This window comes from Bacillus sp. FSL K6-2431 (assembly GCF_038005165.1).
Lineage (GTDB): Bacteria > Bacillota > Bacilli > Bacillales > Bacillaceae > Bacillus > Bacillus pumilus.
The window spans coordinates 1,063,241-1,079,561 of the sequence record NZ_JBBOSQ010000001.1; the positions used below are offsets into that span (position 1 = coordinate 1,063,241).

At 40.6% G+C, this 16,321-nt stretch carries 19 protein-coding genes and 1 pseudogene; 8 read left to right on the plus strand and 12 right to left on the minus strand.

Annotated elements, in window-relative coordinates:
* The first annotated feature begins 62 nt into the window (after positions 1-62).
* Positions 63-581: a tryptophan transporter gene (locus MHH40_RS05425; protein WP_003212065.1), complete on the plus strand. Its 519-nt coding sequence runs from the start codon at positions 63-65 to the stop codon at positions 579-581.
* 49 nt (positions 582-630) lie between these two features.
* On the opposite strand, the gene MHH40_RS05430 is transcribed toward MHH40_RS05425, so the two are convergent.
* Positions 631-822 carry a hypothetical protein gene (locus tag MHH40_RS05430; protein WP_003211362.1) on the minus strand — a complete coding sequence of 64 codons (192 nt, stop codon included), beginning with the start codon at positions 820-822 and terminating at the stop codon, positions 631-633.
* Positions 823-950: 128 nt separating this feature from the next.
* On the opposite strand from MHH40_RS05430, the gene MHH40_RS05435 reads away from it, so the two are divergent.
* On the plus strand, positions 951-1,307 hold the full coding sequence (locus MHH40_RS05435) for a YtxH domain-containing protein (RefSeq protein ID WP_007497160.1): 357 nt from the start codon (positions 951-953) through the stop codon (positions 1,305-1,307).
* A 187-nt stretch (positions 1,308-1,494) separates the two neighbouring features.
* Positions 1,495-2,118, plus strand: a complete 624-nt coding sequence (locus MHH40_RS05440) for an HTH-type transcriptional regulator Hpr (RefSeq protein ID WP_050945393.1) — start codon at positions 1,495-1,497, stop codon at positions 2,116-2,118.
* Here MHH40_RS05440 and MHH40_RS05445 read toward each other — a convergent pair.
* Positions 2,093-2,440, minus strand: coding sequence for a YhaI family protein (locus MHH40_RS05445; RefSeq protein WP_050945394.1), 348 nt, complete (start codon positions 2,438-2,440; stop codon positions 2,093-2,095). The genes MHH40_RS05440 and MHH40_RS05445 overlap by 26 nt on opposite strands.
* A 233-nt stretch (positions 2,441-2,673) precedes the next feature.
* Here MHH40_RS05445 and MHH40_RS05450 point away from each other — a divergent pair, with 233 nt between their 5' ends.
* Both MHH40_RS05450 and MHH40_RS05455 read left to right on the plus strand, forming a co-directional pair.
* Complete coding sequence (locus MHH40_RS05450; protein WP_003210901.1) at positions 2,674-3,192, plus strand: DUF3267 domain-containing protein; 519 nt, start codon at positions 2,674-2,676, stop codon at positions 3,190-3,192.
* 82 nt (positions 3,193-3,274) lie between these two features.
* Positions 3,275-3,460 (plus strand): hypothetical protein, encoded by a 186-nt coding sequence (locus MHH40_RS05455; RefSeq protein WP_072368131.1) that lies wholly within the window; start codon positions 3,275-3,277, stop codon positions 3,458-3,460.
* Between the two features lie 53 nt (positions 3,461-3,513).
* Here the strand turns inward: MHH40_RS05455 and MHH40_RS05460 are convergent, their stop codons facing one another.
* Positions 3,514-3,603 carry a YjcZ family sporulation protein gene (locus tag MHH40_RS05460; protein ID WP_017360317.1) on the minus strand — a complete coding sequence of 30 codons (90 nt, stop codon included), beginning with the start codon at positions 3,601-3,603 and terminating at the stop codon, positions 3,514-3,516.
* Positions 3,604-3,749: 146 nt separating this feature from the next.
* On the minus strand, positions 3,750-3,836 hold the full coding sequence (locus MHH40_RS05465; protein ID WP_008361129.1) for a YjcZ family sporulation protein: 87 nt from the start codon (positions 3,834-3,836) through the stop codon (positions 3,750-3,752).
* Positions 3,837-3,997: 161 nt separating this feature from the next.
* Between MHH40_RS05465 and MHH40_RS05470 the strand changes: the two genes are divergently transcribed.
* Positions 3,998-4,882 carry a peptidylprolyl isomerase gene (locus MHH40_RS05470; RefSeq protein WP_003211354.1) on the plus strand — a complete coding sequence of 295 codons (885 nt, stop codon included), beginning with the start codon at positions 3,998-4,000 and terminating at the stop codon, positions 4,880-4,882.
* Between the two features lie 53 nt (positions 4,883-4,935).
* On the opposite strand, the gene MHH40_RS05475 is transcribed toward MHH40_RS05470, so the two are convergent.
* The 4 genes from MHH40_RS05475 to MHH40_RS05490 form a co-directional block, all read right to left on the minus strand.
* Positions 4,936-5,166, minus strand: a complete 231-nt coding sequence (locus MHH40_RS05475) for a sporulation YhaL family protein (RefSeq protein ID WP_003211592.1) — start codon at positions 5,164-5,166, stop codon at positions 4,936-4,938.
* 114 nt (positions 5,167-5,280) lie between these two features.
* Positions 5,281-6,225 carry a 3'-5' exoribonuclease YhaM gene (yhaM, locus tag MHH40_RS05480; protein ID WP_340900742.1) on the minus strand — a complete coding sequence of 315 codons (945 nt, stop codon included), beginning with the start codon at positions 6,223-6,225 and terminating at the stop codon, positions 5,281-5,283.
* Between the two features lie 62 nt (positions 6,226-6,287).
* The gene (locus MHH40_RS05485; protein WP_340900743.1) at positions 6,288-9,077 is read right to left on the minus strand and encodes an ATP-binding protein; all 2,790 of its coding nucleotides are present in this window, start codon (positions 9,075-9,077) and stop codon (positions 6,288-6,290) included.
* A 16-nt stretch (positions 9,078-9,093) separates the two neighbouring features.
* Positions 9,094-10,308, minus strand: a complete 1,215-nt coding sequence (locus MHH40_RS05490; RefSeq protein WP_340900745.1) for a metallophosphoesterase family protein — start codon at positions 10,306-10,308, stop codon at positions 9,094-9,096.
* 172 nt (positions 10,309-10,480) lie between these two features.
* Here MHH40_RS05490 and MHH40_RS05495 point away from each other — a divergent pair, with 172 nt between their 5' ends.
* Positions 10,481-10,669 carry a YhzD family protein gene (locus MHH40_RS05495; protein ID WP_003210963.1) on the plus strand — a complete coding sequence of 63 codons (189 nt, stop codon included), beginning with the start codon at positions 10,481-10,483 and terminating at the stop codon, positions 10,667-10,669.
* A 31-nt stretch (positions 10,670-10,700) separates the two neighbouring features.
* Here MHH40_RS05495 and MHH40_RS05500 read toward each other — a convergent pair whose 3' ends face one another.
* Complete coding sequence (locus tag MHH40_RS05500; protein ID WP_080984796.1) at positions 10,701-11,474, minus strand: enoyl-CoA hydratase; 774 nt, start codon at positions 11,472-11,474, stop codon at positions 10,701-10,703.
* Between the two features lie 438 nt (positions 11,475-11,912).
* On the opposite strand from MHH40_RS05500, the pseudogene MHH40_RS05505 reads away from it, so the two are divergent.
* A pseudogene (locus tag MHH40_RS05505) lies at positions 11,913-12,137 on the plus strand (hypothetical protein); the annotation flags it as partial.
* Here the strand turns inward: MHH40_RS05505 and MHH40_RS05510 are convergent.
* From MHH40_RS05510 to MHH40_RS05520, 3 genes are all read right to left on the minus strand, one after another.
* A complete protein-coding gene (locus tag MHH40_RS05510; protein ID WP_212046113.1) occupies positions 12,122-13,396 on the minus strand; it encodes a lysine N(6)-hydroxylase/L-ornithine N(5)-oxygenase family protein in 1,275 nt (424 codons plus the stop codon). The pseudogene MHH40_RS05505 and the gene MHH40_RS05510 sit on opposite strands and share 16 nt — an antisense overlap.
* A gap of 75 nt (positions 13,397-13,471) precedes the next feature.
* Complete coding sequence (locus MHH40_RS05515) at positions 13,472-14,971, minus strand: coproporphyrinogen III oxidase (protein ID WP_340900746.1); 1,500 nt, start codon at positions 14,969-14,971, stop codon at positions 13,472-13,474.
* A gap of 114 nt (positions 14,972-15,085) precedes the next feature.
* Positions 15,086-15,952, minus strand: a complete 867-nt coding sequence (locus tag MHH40_RS05520) for a Cof-type HAD-IIB family hydrolase (RefSeq protein WP_050945401.1) — start codon at positions 15,950-15,952, stop codon at positions 15,086-15,088.
* Between the last annotated feature and the right edge of the window lie 369 nt (positions 15,953-16,321).

Genomic DNA, 16,321 nt, shown 5'->3' on the forward strand with positions numbered 1-16,321 from the left:
GCAATAAATGATGAGCCATATTATTGGAGAGTTCTAAGAGCTTAGCAGAGGAGAGCATAGAAATGAAAACAAAAGAATTAGTCATTATGTCATTGCTTGCAGCAATGGGAGCTGTTTTGCATACGATTTTCCCGCCCATCTTTTTCGGAATGAAACCTGATATGATGCTGGTTATGATGTTTTTAAGCATCATCCTTTTCCCAAAGGTACAGCATGTAGTGGTTATTGCCCTCGTAACAGGCGCCATTTCTGCATTAACAACAGGTTTCCCAGGCGGACAAATTCCGAATATGATTGATAAACCAGTAACAGCCTTTATCTTCTTAGCCCTTTTCTTATCTTGCATGAAGATAAAGAACAAAGTAGTGCTAACCGCTGTGTTAACTGCGATTGGAACCATCGTATCCGGCGTGATTTTCCTATCTGCCGCATTACTGATCACTGGACTGCCAGCTGCATTACCGGCACTTCTTGTAGGCGTCGTCCTGCCAGCAGCCGTGATTAATACCATTGCCATGGTATTTGTCTTCCCAATTGCTCAGTCCATTCTCAGACGTGCAAGAATGATAGAAGTTGCTTAACAAATAATCGAACCTCTTCATAATAGATGAAGAGGTTTTTTTCATGCTTTTATAAAAGAAAAAGGGTCAGCAGCAAAATGAGGAGCGAAATTCCTGCACCTGCCGCACACACAAGTGCTTTTTGCTTTAATACATGTTTTGGCGGATAAGACCCTGCATACCCCAGCTGTCTTGCATAATGAATAGAACCACCTGTAAAAACGACACCGATACACGTAAAAACGAACAGAAAGACAGACAACCTTCTCCCCTCCCTTTTCTTCAAAAGTATGCTAAAATAAAGCAAGCTATGTATGGAAGTTCAATGAAGCTGATCGTCAGCTCAGAGAGAACATGCGAATGTGTAAAATTTGACTAGAGGTGATTTGAATGGCTAGTGGACGTTCTTTATTAACAGGATTATTTGTAGGCGGTCTCCTCGGAGGTGCGGCAGTGCTCCTGACGACTCCCTCTTCTGGCAGAGATGTGCGCGGAAAGATGAAAGATGGCTATGACAAATTCGAAGATACGCTGACAAGATTAAAAAGAGATGGACAGGCTTTAAAAGAGCAAATTGTTGAAACAGCAAAAGAAAGCGCAGAGGTCATTAAAGAAGTCGGAACTGAATTACAAACATCGATTCAGCAATGGCGTGAAGAAATCAAGCCTCACCAGCAGGACTTGCAAAAGGAAATTCAGGAAATTGAGGAAAAGCTCAAGCAACTGGAGAAAACCTTACAAAACTAATATACTCAAGAAAAAATATTCGTTTACAAAAGTGTGCGGGGTGCGTATCCCGCACTTTTTTTGTTGAAAAAAGGTTATTTTGTCAATGTTTTTCATGAGTTTTAAAAATTCTTGAATTTTCAGCTTTATTAATCTTTATTTTATTGGCATAATAGAATTACAAGAAAAAGAGAAGTAGGTGAAATGGATGAATCATTCGGAAAAGCCTTTCGATGTAAAAGAAGCACTTTTATTCAGTCAAAGAATGGCCCAATTGAGCAAAGCTCTTTGGAAATCCATTGAAAAGGACTGGCAGCAGTGGATCAAACCGTATAACCTAAATATCAATGAACATCATATTTTGTGGATTGCGTATCAATTAAAAGGAGCTTCAATATCAGAAATTGCAAAGTTTGGCGTCATGCATGTATCAACGGCGTTTAACTTCTCCAAGAAACTTGAGGAACGAGGATTTTTAAAATTTTCTAAAAAGTTAAACGATAAACGCAATACGTATATTGAGCTAACGCCAAAAGGCGAAGAGACATTCCATAAACTACTCGAAGATTATGACCCTGCACGAACTGGTATTGTCAAAGGTGCACAGCCGCTTCATGACATTTACGGAAAGTTCCCTGAGATTTTAGAAATGATGTGTATTATCCGAAACATCTATGGTGAGGACTTCATGGAGATTTTTGAGAAATCGTTTTCAAACATTGAGAAGGACTTTTTGGATGAGCGAGGAAAAGTCACGAAAAAACCTGAGGAACTTGAAGACTCAGCTGATGCAGCAGAAAAAGCGGCTAATAAAGCAAATCAAATTGTTTAATGATCTTTATAAATTCATTCATTAACGGCTGAAACAGCCCTTGATCACGCAATGCAAATATCGTCTCATGCACATCCAGCTTTTCAATTAACTGTCCTGCAAAAAGCGCAAGCATATCGTCAAACATGACGTAGCCTTGTGCTTTTTGCTTGTCCATTTCCTCTGAAAGCTCAGCACAAATACGCTCAATTTCCTGCGCCTCTTCCTTCGATACCCGCTGCCTGATCAATAATGCATAATATGGATAACGGCTCATATCGGTCGCCGTCAGCAAAAGTTCCATATAATATTCGAGCTGGCTCATTCGTTCCTCAATACTCATGTACGTTCCCTCTTTCTCTTAGTCTTTCTATTCTAGCCGAAATTACTCATTGACGAAAGAGACGAACCTCCCTCTTCTGTCTTTTTTTCTTGAAAAATCCAAAGTTTCCTCTCTTTATTCCATGTGAACACAACATTTTATTTTTTTTCATGAAAACCATTGATTTTTATCCTCAGGAAGAGTAAATTATCTTGAGATATTCAATTAGTTTTTTAAGATTGGAAGGATGAAAAATGAATTGTTGGAAAACCATTAATCTTGAAAAGGATTATGGTTATACAAGACTGCTGATTTCAGCCATAAGTCTTGCTATACTTTTTTTCATTACGGCTTTTTTATGTTTTCAACTGACTCATCCTGAAACGAGACTAAGCAGTCACAACGCACCGCTTTTTGCGATGCTTTTACTTGTGACATTGCTTGTCCACCGCGTGGTTCACTTGATCCCAGTGATGAAAAACAAGAAAAAAATGACGCTATTTAAACGCAATTGCTGGCAGCGTGTACCAAAGAACATCATGCTTTATTCACTTCTCAGTCCATTTTGTGTGATTTCACCGGTTTACTTTGTGTTAGGTGTGGCGTTTCCAATGTATGCACACTATTTTATCATCATCGCAAGTATTCATGCAGGCTATTGTTTGCCTGACTTTTTATTTGCATGGAAACTGCTCAAAGCACCTAAATCCTGCATCATCGATCAAGCCCAAGACGAGTTTGATATTTTAGTTGACCAAACATCCTCATCATGAGGTTTTTAAAGCCAACTTCTATCTTTTTCATAAAAAATTTGGTAATGTAGTATGGGAATAGCATAGAGAGGGGGGATCTCCGATAGTTTTATTTTACTTCATCGTCTTTGCCGCGTTTATTGTGTATTCAATAAACAGGCTTACTAATACATTATGCCTTGTCAGAGAGATTCCTGAAGAACGGCAAGATAAGGTGTTTCGCTTTATCAATGTATCGATACTGATCTTACTGATCTCATCATTTGTTGAAATTACCATATCTATTTAAGATCAAAGCAAAAGCTGCCAGTTTGAGGGCAGCTTTTTGTGTATATTCATTAATTAGCAAATCCAAGATGCACCGATAATGATCAATAAGATGAATAACACGACGACTAGTGCAAAACCGCCAGCGAAGACTTCTCCTCCCATGTAAAAAACACCTCCTGCCAGTTCTTCCTCTGTTCTAAGCTCAGTGTATGCTATAAAATTGAAAACGTTTAGGCACCTGTCATCGTTTGAAAAAAGAACCGCCCGCACGCATGGCAGGACGGCTCCTTTCTGTCACAGCGATTTAATTAATAAAGATATGCTGCACCAACGATGATCAGCAAAATGAATAGCACGACCAATAAAGCAAACCCATTAGAATATCCTGCTCCCATATAATTCAGCCTCCTTTTTGTGATCACTATATGTGTATGTAGCGCGCAAATTTTTGACTAGACGAATGCCCTCCCATTTGCATTTCTTTTTACAGCGTGTCACAATATGTTATGATACAAGCAATGATAAATAAATTGGAAAGATTAGGAGTGTTTTTTGAATGAAAAAAATGGCTTTAGCAGCTGTAACAGCAGTTAGTGTTTTAACTCTTGGCGCATGCAGTAGCGGTGATAAAGATGTCATCGCAACAACAAAATCAGGAGATGTCACAAAAGAAGAGCTTTATACGACTCTTAAGAAACAAGCAGGTGGAGATGCTTTAAATCTACTTGTTCAACAAAAGGTTCTTGCTGACAAATACAAAGTATCTGATAAAGAAATTGATAAGAAAATGGAAGAATATAAAAAGACACTTGGTGAAGATCGTTTAAAACAACTTCAAGATGAATTCGGAAAAGATTACATCAAAGATCAAGTGAAATATGAGCTGCTGACTCAAAAGGCTGCCAAAGCTAACATCAAAATCACTGATAAAGAAGTAAAAGCGTATTACGATGACCTAAAAGGGAAAATCCGCGCAAGCCACATTTTAGTAGCTGATAAGAAAACAGCTGACGAAGTGGAAAAGAAATTAGATAAAGGTGAAAAATGGGATGCTGTTGTGTCTGAATATTCAACTGATACCGCTTCAGCTGCACAAGGCGGCGATGTAGGCTGGTTCGCAAAAGAAGGTCAAATGGACGAGAACTTCAGTAAAGCTGCATTCAAACTAAAAGTGAATGAAATCAGCAAACCAGTGAAATCACAATTCGGCTACCATATCATTAAAAAGACCGAAGAACGCGGTAAATACGATGACATGAAAGCAGACTTGAAAAAAGAACTACTTAATCAAAAACAAGCAGACACAAATGAAATCCAAACGATCTTAAACAAATTGGTGAAAGATGCCGATGTGAAAGTAAAAGATAAAGAACTTGAAAACACATTCAAAGAAAAGTCTCAACAACCCGCACAAAATCAACAACCACAACAAAACCAATAATCACAAAAAATCCCTCTGCCGTGATCGGGCAGAGGGATTTTTATATCACCTGATTAAGCAATCGAGTGATCTTCTTGTGCCGCCGTATCTTGGGATCTTTTCATTTGCTGTCCCTGTCGTCTGCGCTCTCTTTCTTGCTCCATTCGCTCGATAAAAATTTCTCCTTCCTTTTCAATAAAGGATTGATCAATCTCTTGCTCCTCTTTGGCCGTTGTCATTAATTTATACGCACAGAAAATAATGCCAATGATACATGCATACACCCACCATGGAAAAAACAACATTTTTTCATCGCCTCCTTTTTTTCAGAACAGCTCTCTTCCTTTGTGTTACATGCTTATGCGAGAAGAAGACAAGTTATGAAAAAAACGCCCGCATAAGCGGACGTTTTGACATGGTTATTCGTGAAAGGTTGGTTTATAAAATGAACGATTCTCTAGCGCAAAAATACGTTCTGTATATTCTCCTGGCTTCACATGCTCAAGCGCACGATCCATCATATTCATCTTCGCATCTAAATTATCAATATAGTGGAGAATTTCGGCTTCCTTCACCATTGGTGGTTTCGGGCTGCCCCACTCTCCTTTGCCGTGATGACTTAGTACTAAGTGCTGTAGAATCAGAATTTCTTCTGAATCAATGCCAAGCTCTTCAGCAGCTTTCGCAATTTCTGTCACCATAATCGAAATATGACCAATTAAATTGCCTTCCACCGTATAGGCGGTTGAGACTGGGCCTGAAAGCTCTTTGACTTTTCCTAAATCATGAAGAATGATGCCTGAATATAAAAGATCTCGATCTAGTGATGGATATAGATCCACAATTGATTTAGCCAAATGCAACATAGACACCACGTGATAAGCAAGACCAGAGACAAATTCGTGATGGTTTTTTGTCGCTGCTGGATAGTCAGCGAATTCCTGTCCATATTTTTTCAGCAAATGTCTTGTGACACGCTGTATATTAGGGTTTTTCATATCAAAGATATATTGCATAATCGTATCCATCATATCATGTTTTGGAATAGGAGCTGTTTCGAGAAAATCATCGATTCGAATTTGCTCATTTTCAGCAACAGGGCGTATATTCCTAAGTTTCAGCTGATTCCTCCCGCGATAATGATGAATATCGCCTACTACCTTCACAATGGTTTGTGCGGCATAGGTTTGTTCATCATTCTGCTTCGCATCCCATAGTTTCGCCTCAATATCTCCACTTTGATCTTGAAGAATTAACGTTAAAAATGGTTTGCCATTACTCGCAATCCCTTTAGTAGATGATTTAATTAATAAATGCAGGTCAACTTGTTCGCCGACATCATAGGTCATGATCCCTTTAGCCATTCAATAAAAGCTCCTTCCATGTTTCTGCTCATATAAGTATAACATAAGTCATTATTTGTCAATCATTCAACAACTAAACTCGTAACCTGTCCATCTTCTGCTGCTTGCTTCATATGCTCATGACAGGTGAAATAAAACAGCTGTGTTTCAAAACGTGTGAGCTCGTCCATCATCTCCAGCACTCTGCCTAGACGAACGTGATCGAAATGAACAAAGCTGTCATCCATCATAAACGGAAGCTGACAATCTTGCTGATGAGACAAAGCAAGCGCAAAACGAATCGCCAGATAGATCTGTTCACACGTTGCCTGTGAAAGCTCCTCAGGACGGAATATTCGTCCATCCATTCTTTTCACCATGAGCAAGTCATCTTCAGGTGAAAATAAAATCGCTTCATAACGATCATTTGTTAACGGTTGAATAAAACTAGAGGCTGTTTGAAGCAATGCAGGCAGCCTTGTTTCTTTATGCTCATTCAATTTTTCTCGTATGACGGAGCGGACAAGCTGAATGGCCGCCCATTTTTTTGCAAGGTGCTTCGCATGCTCCTGCTCTGCGGCAAGCTGATGAGTCAAATCAGACACTGTTCCAGAAGCTTCTATTTGCCGGATTTCCACCGCTAGTTCTGCTAAACGCTTTTCCATATTCTCCGCATTCAATTGAACGTCATGAAGGTGCTGCTTTGCTTCTGCACACTCCTCCTCAAGGAGAGGTAGTCCTTTATGAACAATCCATTCCTCCTCATCAAAACAACCGCTTCTATGAAGCTCTTGATTCAGCTGCTGCAGCTCAGAAAGCCGTTTCCGGTATTCTTTCGATAGATGAGAAAGCACTTGGTAATCTTCTTTGGACTGTGCTTCTACTTGACGAAAAAGCTCGTCAGTTTGTTTTTCGTAATATTGAATTTCACCTTCTAGTGTCGAGAGCTGCTGCATCGCATGTTGAATGGATACATGTAATGTCTGGCGTTCTTTTTCTCTTTTCGCCACATCTTTCAATATCTCTTGAAAGGCTGAAATATTCTCCTGAATAGTTCCTTCCTTATTTTGAAGGAGACTGCTTAACGCTGAAACCTTGCGCTCATAAATCGATTGCTGATCGGAGAGCACATCTATTTCACGCTGAAGCTCCTCATATGCCGCTGTATTCATTTTTAATTGTTTTAGAATATGGAAGGCCTCTACTAGGAAAGAAAGCTCAGACGACAAGCCAAGCTGTCTCTTCTTTTCCTCTACTTGCTGCTGGACAGGCTCTACCTCTAGCTCCCAGTCTTCATATTGCCGGATGATTCTTTCGTACAGCAGCTCCTTCTGCCTCATAAGTGTTTCAGCTGAAGCTGCCTGCACTTGAAAGGAATCTAAGGCGTCTTCGCCGCTTCTTTGTTTCATAGGGCTCATTTGACTGAATGAGTAAATGACAAAGAAGAGAAAAACAGAAAATCCCGCAAACAAGAGCGTGATCCACCACTCTGTTAAAAAGAATAGAACACACAGAAACACCACATCAAATGCGATCAAGCCTCGGAATAACCACGACCGGGAATGAATCGGTTTCTTTTTCGTTCTTGTCCCCTTCGCATCATCTTCTGTTCCGTGCAGTCTCACTTGCTGTTCCTTTAATCCCTTTAAAGCGGCTTCTGCTTCGTCCAGCTCATGTCTTGCGTGATCAAATCGTTCATCTAACTGTGCCTTTCTGTCCATGAGACGGACGTATTGAGTGACAGTCTCCTTTAATTCCCACTCAAATTCAAGCGAATCGTCGATTTGTTCGAGCTTTATCGGGCGATCCCACTTTAGCTTTGCTACCGCTTCGTCGATTTTTTGTTTCAATGAATCACGGTTTGCTCGACACCCTGCTATGCGCTTTTTCACAAGCTCAGCATTAGATGCTTCATCTACAACTCGTTTCATCTCCATTAAGGTATCCTTGTCATAGAGCGGTTGAACTTGTACGAGTGAGGTTTGCAAATGTTCTAACCTCTGTTTCAGTGCAGTCAATTGAGCCTTTTTCGGGTGAAGGTGTGATTCTAGTTTATCCAGCTCATGCTCTGTTTCTGCTCTAAAACGCTTGACCCGGTCTGGATAGCGGGCTAATTCCTTTTTCAAGTCCACTTTTTTCTCAATCATGGGATACACTTGAATGGATTCAGTCAGTTTCTGAAGGTGTTCTTCTGCTTGCTTCATTTCATTTTGAAGCTTTTCGATCGTCTCCGTTAATTCAGATTGCTCCCGTTTCTTTTCGGTATAGCTACCTTCTATCAATCTCGCTTGTTTCAGCTGACCTGTTAGCTCTTTTAAATGATCAAGCTGCTGGTTTAATTCAGGCTTGCGGCCATTTGGTTTAAACAGCTGCTCCTGCTGCTTTAGCAGCCTGCTATCCATCTTGGTGGCTGCATCTGAGCCAAATAAACTTGAGAAAAGTAGAAATTCACCTATCTGATCCTGATTTAAGGCTTGGACATTTTGCAGTCCGAACACATCAAATGAATAGATTGATTGATATAATCTGCGATCCGTTCCCTTTAAAAGTGTCTGTAGAAAAGCTTCGTCTTTCACTTCACCATTCGGTAAAAACACCTGTGCTTGACCACCGCGGTCGGATGTTCTCTCAATGTGAATAACGCCTAACTCGTCATCTTGGCAAGTGAGGGAACCACCATAAAAAGAACCCTGTTTCGTCTTGTACATCTTGTTTTTCGGAAAACCAAATAACATCGATTCAATAAACGTTTTCAATGTCGTTTTCCCCGATTCATTCAGGCCGTAAACTAGCTGAAAACCGTCATCAGAAAAGTGAAAGGTCCGATTTGAAAATTTTCCAAAATGGGCGATATGGAGTGAACGTATTTTCATTGTGCCTCTCCTTTTCTCATAATTGCTTTAGCTGTTCTGTCAGCAGCCTTTGTGCTTCTTCTTTTATATCCACCTCATCCTCTTTTGTGAGAGTTTTGCCTGACTTTCTATAGGTTGGGTGACGCTTGATCGGTGATAGAAGCTCTTCATATGCCTCAAACTGTGAAATTTCAGCAGTGAGTTCCTTTAAAAAAGAATCTTCTGGATAGGCGACATCCTCATTTGTTCGGCAATCAATCGAGATCACCCAAACGAATACATCTTCATCTTCCTCCTGTTCATGAAGAACGATCATGAGCTCCTCAACCAACTCAAGCTGCGTATGCTCAAAGTAAGGTGGTGCCTCACCCGTCAATTCAATTTTCACAAAATGAGGGACGCCATCCTTTTTCAGTTCACTGATTTTGTTATCCACAAGTATCACAAGATCCGTCATATGAACCGTCTCTGTGATGTCTATTGCAAGTGTCTCAAACATCACATCTGCACAGCTCATAAATTCCGCTGTCGCAGAATCCTTGGAGAGTTGAACAACGTAACAGCCTTTCTCTCCTGTTTCTTTTATATGTCTGCCCTGCATGTTACCAGGGTAAATAATCAACGGGTCTTCATGCAGAAGGGCTCTCTTATGTATATGTCCAAGCGCCCAATAATCGAAATCTCGGGAAACGAGCTGCTCAAGCTGAAAAGGTGCATACGCGTCATGACCTTCTTGTCCAGCTAATGTACCGTGAAGCATCACAATGTGAAAGGCAGCATCTGTCGTTTTGACGTAATGTGAGGTCATATTTTCATAGACAGCACGCTCCTTATAGCTAAATCCATAAATACTTGCGACAAGCTGATCTCCTCTATAGTAGGATTGCTCACTTGGGGTACTGGTTGAAAAAACGTGCACATTCTCAGGCCACTCAATCGGTGTCCATTCACCGCCTAAATGATCATGATTACCATAAATAATAAAGACTTCAATCCCTTGAGTTTGCAGTCTTAGAAACTGATTTCTTAAAAACAGCTGTGCTTTCAGGCTACGGTTGGATTCGTCAAATAAATCTCCACTCAGCAGCACAAAGTCTACTGCTCGAGCAATGGCGAGATCAAACATATTCTTCGCACTTTGAAATGTACTTTCTTTGAGCCGCTTAAAGGGTAAGCTAGGGATATTCGACATTCCTGCAAATGGACTGTCTAAATGTAAATCTGCGGCATGAATAAAGGTGAGCTTAGTCAAACGTCTATCTCCTTGTCCGATACTGTCATTGTCCATATTTTATCATGCCATTTTTGCGAATGCACGTTCTATCACTCTCATTCTAAAAAACACATTTTTAAGGGCTAAAAAAGAGGTTTTATCTTATTCCTTGTTTAATTACATAGACAAGTAGAGGAAAGGAAGATGAGGAATGGAGAAGACATACTTTTTAACTGTATTTGACCCATCGGGTGAGACTTTATTAAATGAAAAAATCACAACGGATAGTGATGAAAAGGCAAAGGAATTAGGTCGCCATCGCTTAATCGAACAGCAATACACGAAGCATTCTCATCGGCTCGTTGATGATGCAGGCAAGCTACTTTTATTTGAACGTTAAAAAAGCCGGCATTCGCCGGCATCACATCCGTTTATACATTCTGGAACACAGGTCGTCTTTTTTCTAAAAAGGCCTGAATGCCTTCTTTATGATCATGGCTTTGCCTCAGCCTTGCCTGTGCTGCCCTCTCCTTTTGAAGAACGGCTAATAGCTGTGATTCTGACTGCTGGAAATAGATTAGCTTTGTCTCGATAAATGCTTGAAGCGGCATGTTCATAAACGGCTTCACACATACCTTTTGATACGCATCGACTTCCTCTTGAAACACGCCGTCTGCAAGGCCCAGCTTTAGCGCTTCTTCAGCAGGAAGCTTTTGTCCGCTCCAAATCAATTGTTTCGCGGTTTGTTCACTGACTCTTTTTGTAAGGAAAAAGTGTCCTCCGCCATCTGGTATTAAGCCTACTCCATTAAAATTCATGGCGAGCTTTGCATCTTGATGCATAAACAAGTAGTCACAGCTTAAAGCAAAGCTAAAAGCAAGGCCTGCCGCTGACCCGTGGACAAGAGCAATCGTCACTTTTTTCATACCGGCAAGAGAAAGCGTAATCCCCTCGATCAGATCCATCACACGATGGAAATCTTCTTCATTTTCCTGCTTAAGCATCATGCCAATATCTCCGCCTGCTGAAAATCCTTTTCCCACACCCTTGATCACAACGACTTTTGCACTACTTTCCTCCGCCGCATCACATGCCTCTTTGAATTCAGCAAACATGTCCACATGAAATGAATTGTAAGCATCTGGTCTGTTGAAAACGATTTCAAAAATATCCCCGTCTAGCTGACAATTGATATATGTCATCATGCATCCCCCTTTTCTTTTAAACACACAACTTACTTCCATTTCAACCCGAATAATCCCTTTTCCTCTGCGTAAAAAATTTCAAGATCAGTTGATACCAAAATAAGCAAAATTGTTGAAACAAAAAATATATTTTTATATAGTAAATGAGGAAAGAAATTGATGATGAAAGGGGGAGGATGGTTGATAAAGCATTCTATTCTATTAAAGGACAGATTATCACTGGCTGATTCAAAGGTTTTCCCTCTAAAGCCTGCTCCATCAGCTGCGTTATCGATTGATCTACGTTTTTTGAAAATAAAGTGTGCGATCCCCATTATGTGTCAATCAAATGATCCATACTGATTCATTTTATTTCATCCGTATTACGATATGAAAATCACAACCTATCATATTTGGAGGGATAAAATGAATATGAAAGAAAATGATCTTCCTGGGAGTATTGCGGGCGGACTTGCCGCTACCTTAAAGCCATTTGCTGCATTGTACGTCTTAATCCTTGCGATATTAGGTCTACTAGTGACGAAGGAATCTAAGCGAATTTATCAAATTCTGAACAAAGTGTTCAAATGGCAAACAGAAAAGCCAAAAGTGAAAAAAGAAACGAATCTAATGAAAAAGGGCCCTATGCTTGGGGCCCTTTTTATCTCTTATTCAAATTGCTGAAAGGCTGTTTCTTGCTTAACTGGCGCTTCTTTGACCCCGCGAATGGTTTGAATCACTTTCTGGTTGCGGTAGATGGATAGTTTTAAATTGGTCGCCGCTGTTCCATGAGAGTGATCTAGGTGCGTGAATGTAAAGAAATGATGCGGACGCTTGTCTTTGAACACAAGCCTGAAGTCTTCTGTCACTTTAAAATGCTCTTCACTTTCCCATTCAATTAAAGGTTCATACGCACTAAACCATGCCGGGATATTCGGTGTATACCCTGTAGCCAATACGGCACGATCTACTGTTATATTCTTTTTTTTCTTTAACTGCCACTGCTTTAGGTGTAGCTTCAGGGACTGATTCTCCTCCACCTGTATGGCTTCAAGCTCGGTCATTGGCTGAATAATCACAGATGCCTCTTCGCCTGAAACAGACCGATGATACAATTCCTGATAAATGCGTGAGAGTGTCGATGCATCTATCCCATTTCTTAATCCAGTCAGCCTAGGTAATGTGTTCATTCGTTCTTCATAAGGAAGCGAATGGAAATATTCAACGTACTTTGGTGTAAACAGCTCCTGACCAAGCTCAGCCGTCTCCAGCTCTCTAAATTCACTAGATCGCGTAAACCAAGATAGCTGTTGCCCTTTCTTCTGATGCTGAAGCAGGTCTAAGAAGATTTCGGCTGCACTCTGCCCAGAGCCAATGACCGTCACCGCCTCAGCTTCATGAAGTTCTTTCTGTTGTTCTAAATACCGGCTGCTATGGGTCACATATGGCAGTGCAGCAGCAGGCACATCGACAGGAATCATCGGTTTGCTCCCTGTTCCGAGCACGACATGCTTTGCCTGATACTCAGAAAGCGATCCATCCTTCAATCGCCGGACTTTCACAAGATAACCACCTTGGCAGTCCGTCACTTCCTCTACCTTCATGCCAAATTGACAGCTATCTAATTCACCTGCGACCCATGACAAATACTCATTGAATTCTCTTCGCGGAATGTCAAACTGTTCAAATGTATAGAACCGGTGAAGTCTATTTGATTCATGTAAATAATTTAAAAATGTATATCTGCTCCTTGGATTCGCCATCGTCACAAGATCAGCTAAAAAGGAGACTTGTAAATCCGTTCCTTTGATCAGCATACCAGGATGCCAGGCAAATTCAGTCTCCTGTTCAAAAAAACAGCATGAAACATCTTCATACTCCGCTAACAAAGCCGCCAAACCTAAATTGGCAGGCCCAATCCCAATTCCGATCACATCAATCATATGTACACCTGCTTTAACTTTTTATCACTTATATACCCTTTTACAAATGAAAAAAACACTGCGTCACCGCAGTGTTTAAACATGAGGAACAAATAATGACTCAAGAAACTGAATTTTCTCTTCAGTATAGTGTTCATAACGGTCATTATATGATTTTGGATCTTTTGGATTGGCATATTGCGTAATTTTTCCTGAACGTGGATCAATAAACTTACTAGCAGCACCGCATCCAATCCCAATGATTGTCTGCACTTCTTCCATAATAATGATATTATACAAACTTTCCTGTCCATCTAATGAATACCCGACATTTTCAAGGTTTCCTAAGATGTTTTTTTGTCTATATAAATAATAAGGATGATAGTCATGTGCTTTCGTCCAAGCGACCGCTTCATCCATCATACGTGTGATCTCTTCTCGGTCAGCTACTTGATATTTGTCCTTATTGCGCGTCATCTCAGACGCTCTTTTAAAGGAGAGTGTATGCACAGTTAACGATTCAGGCTTAAGTTCTTCAGTCTTTTGCAAGGAATGCTGGAATTCCTTTAGCCCTTCTCCCGGCAAACCAATAATTAAGTCCATATTAATATTATTCATGCCATACTGTCTTGATAAGTGATACTTTTCAATCGTTTCTTCTACACTATGGTGCCGGCCAATGGCTTTCAGTGTTTCATTCTCATACGATTGTGGATTGATACTAATACGGTCAATATGATATCGGTTTAGCACCTCTAGCTTATCAGGCGAAATCGTATCAGGACGTCCTGCTTCGACAGTCACTTCCCGTATATGTTTCACATCAGGGAACGAGCGATACATTTCTTCATACAGCAAATCCATTTCTTCTGCAGTGATACTCGTCGGCGTACCTCCGCCAAAATAAACAGTCGTCACTTTGATCCCATGTTCTTTTAGCCAAGTACCAATTTTTTGCATCTCATAATGCAGACCAAACAAAAACGTTCCCACTCTTCCAGCTTGTCCTTTAATCGCATAAGCAGGAAACGTGCAATAAGCGCATTTTGTTGGGCAGAAAGGAATACCAATATAAATACTTACCTCCTGCTGAAGGTCATACAAGTCAGGAATCGCTTGAAGCTGACGGTCAACAATCTCCTGCATCAAATCGATTTTTTCATCATGAATCAAATAATCACGCTTTAATGCGGCATGCGCATCTTCCTTTGTCATACCTTCTCTCAGCATCTTATGAAGTAATTTTGTAGGACGTATCCCTGTGAGAATACCCCACTTTTGCGTCATTCCTGTGTGCTCCTGAAGCAGATGTAAATAAACAGACAGCACTGTGTTTTTGATTTGCTTCCAGCGCTCCTTGTCATTCAAGCCCTCTGGGACGTCTCGCGAAAAACGACTAGTGATGTCTAATCCAGCGATGTGACCAGATGCCTCCACTATGCCATTTTCTTCTTTCCAGCTAAACTCCATGACTAGTCCATCATGCAATTCATCTGGATCAAACAGCACTTCACTATCTTCTTCAAATAAATTGGCTATATTAACAAGCGGGCGATGAAATCGTTCATCTGACAGCCCTTTAATTAAAATTCGCATCGTATCACCTTTATCTTCAAACTTGTTTCATTTTACAAAATATATGTAGGAAAAGCAATGACTGGAACAGTTGAAGACCCTGCCATTTCTTGATTGACAGGGCCTTCGCCTATATTATCGTTTAATATCGAATTGATGTAAGAATCCTTCTCTTTGCTGCATTCTAAAGTATTCTTTGATCATATAAGCGACTCCCTGTTCATCGTGCGAACGTGTCACCCAATCGGCTTTACGCTTAACAGAATGAGGTGCATTTCCCATCGCAACGCCTAAACCAGCCAATTCAAGCATTGCGATGTCATCTGTTCCCTGCCCAATGACCACCGTATCTTCTAAAGTCAAATCTAATGCTGAGGTCAAAAGAGAAAGCCCCGCTTCTTTCGATACGCCTTTGCATACAATATTCATTTTCTCATCACTGATCCGAATAAGATCGACAGATGGAAAAGCTTGTTGAATGGTTCGGTGAATTTCAGGCTGCAGCTCTGCCGTTGAATATACTTCAATCACTGGTGTACTGACCGGTTCATCCATCAGCATATCACTTAGCGATTCAACAAATTGCACGGGATAGAAAATTGGATCAGATGGATGAATCAACGTCTTTCCCATCAGCTGTGACTGCGTTTTTTTCCGGTTGCCAATCGAGAATTTTTCATGCAGCAAGCGAACATTACAATCAAAGCTTTCAAGAATTTGTACAAGATTAAATGTTTTTTCTTCCGTTAGTTTCTTCACATGAAGCGGCTCATCGAGTTTATTCGCGATAAATGCACCACTATGCGTTACAAGGGTTGACGTTGGAATCTTCAACGCCTTGGCAATTTTTTGTGCGGAACGAAAATGCCGGTTGGTGACAAGCGTCACGTAAACCCCTTTTTTCTTCACGTATTCCACAGCTTCTTTTGTAGCGGAATGGATTTTTCCATTGGAACGAAGTAACGTTCCATCTATATTGAGTGCAAGTAGTTTTTTTGACACTGAGGCATCCCCCTTCTTGATGACTGTACTTACGATGAGGATATGCCCTAGCTTGGTGCTTTAGAACATGCAGTTGAAAGAGCCCTGTGTGTTATGAATCTTTTGCAAATAAAAAAAGCCTACCCCTAGGCTTTTTTTTATGTATGGTTTGGATGCGTCACAATGAGGTGATGAAGCTCCCCATGATCCCCTTATCATTCACACACCAAAGCATTGCTTATATCAGATCCCCTTATGCTTTGTGTTTCTCCCAGAAGCGCTTCTCTCTCGTTTGGCTAATCGCCATAAATCCCAAGTGAAACGCACCCAATTGTCCCATGAGAGCGCTCATTTGAAAGCACTTTCAATATAAGTATTATCGCAAAATTT

What these genes read in the sequence shown, in the direction of transcription:
- MHH40_RS05470 (WP_003211354.1), top strand. Translation starts at nt 3,998, where the DNA reads ATGAAAAAAATGGCTTTAGCAGCTGTAACAGCAGTTAGTGTTTTAACT.
- MHH40_RS05510 (WP_212046113.1), bottom strand. Translation starts at nt 13,396, where the DNA reads ATGATTGATGTGATCGGAATTGGGATTGGGCCTGCCAATTTAGGTTTG.
- MHH40_RS05435 (WP_007497160.1), top strand. Translation starts at nt 951, where the DNA reads ATGGCTAGTGGACGTTCTTTATTAACAGGATTATTTGTAGGCGGTCTC.
- MHH40_RS05445 (WP_050945394.1), bottom strand. Translation starts at nt 2,440, where the DNA reads ATGAGTATTGAGGAACGAATGAGCCAGCTCGAATATTATATGGAACTT.
- MHH40_RS05460 (WP_017360317.1), bottom strand. Translation starts at nt 3,603, where the DNA reads ATGGGAGGAGAAGTCTTCGCTGGCGGTTTTGCACTAGTCGTCGTGTTA.
- MHH40_RS05425 (WP_003212065.1), top strand. Translation starts at nt 63, where the DNA reads ATGAAAACAAAAGAATTAGTCATTATGTCATTGCTTGCAGCAATGGGA.
- yhaM (WP_340900742.1), bottom strand. Translation starts at nt 6,225, where the DNA reads ATGGCTAAAGGGATCATGACCTATGATGTCGGCGAACAAGTTGACCTG.
- MHH40_RS05515 (WP_340900746.1), bottom strand. Translation starts at nt 14,971, where the DNA reads ATGCGAATTTTAATTAAAGGGCTGTCAGATGAACGATTTCATCGCCCG.
- MHH40_RS05475 (WP_003211592.1), bottom strand. Translation starts at nt 5,166, where the DNA reads ATGTTGTTTTTTCCATGGTGGGTGTATGCATGTATCATTGGCATTATT.
- MHH40_RS05500 (WP_080984796.1), bottom strand. Translation starts at nt 11,474, where the DNA reads ATGATGACATATATCAATTGTCAGCTAGACGGGGATATTTTTGAAATC.
- MHH40_RS05440 (WP_050945393.1), top strand. Translation starts at nt 1,495, where the DNA reads ATGAATCATTCGGAAAAGCCTTTCGATGTAAAAGAAGCACTTTTATTC.
- MHH40_RS05465 (WP_008361129.1), bottom strand. Translation starts at nt 3,836, where the DNA reads ATGGGAGCAGGATATTCTAATGGGTTTGCTTTATTGGTCGTGCTATTC.
- MHH40_RS05450 (WP_003210901.1), top strand. Translation starts at nt 2,674, where the DNA reads ATGAATTGTTGGAAAACCATTAATCTTGAAAAGGATTATGGTTATACA.
- MHH40_RS05485 (WP_340900743.1), bottom strand. Translation starts at nt 9,077, where the DNA reads ATGAAAATACGTTCACTCCATATCGCCCATTTTGGAAAATTTTCAAAT.
- MHH40_RS05495 (WP_003210963.1), top strand. Translation starts at nt 10,481, where the DNA reads ATGGAGAAGACATACTTTTTAACTGTATTTGACCCATCGGGTGAGACT.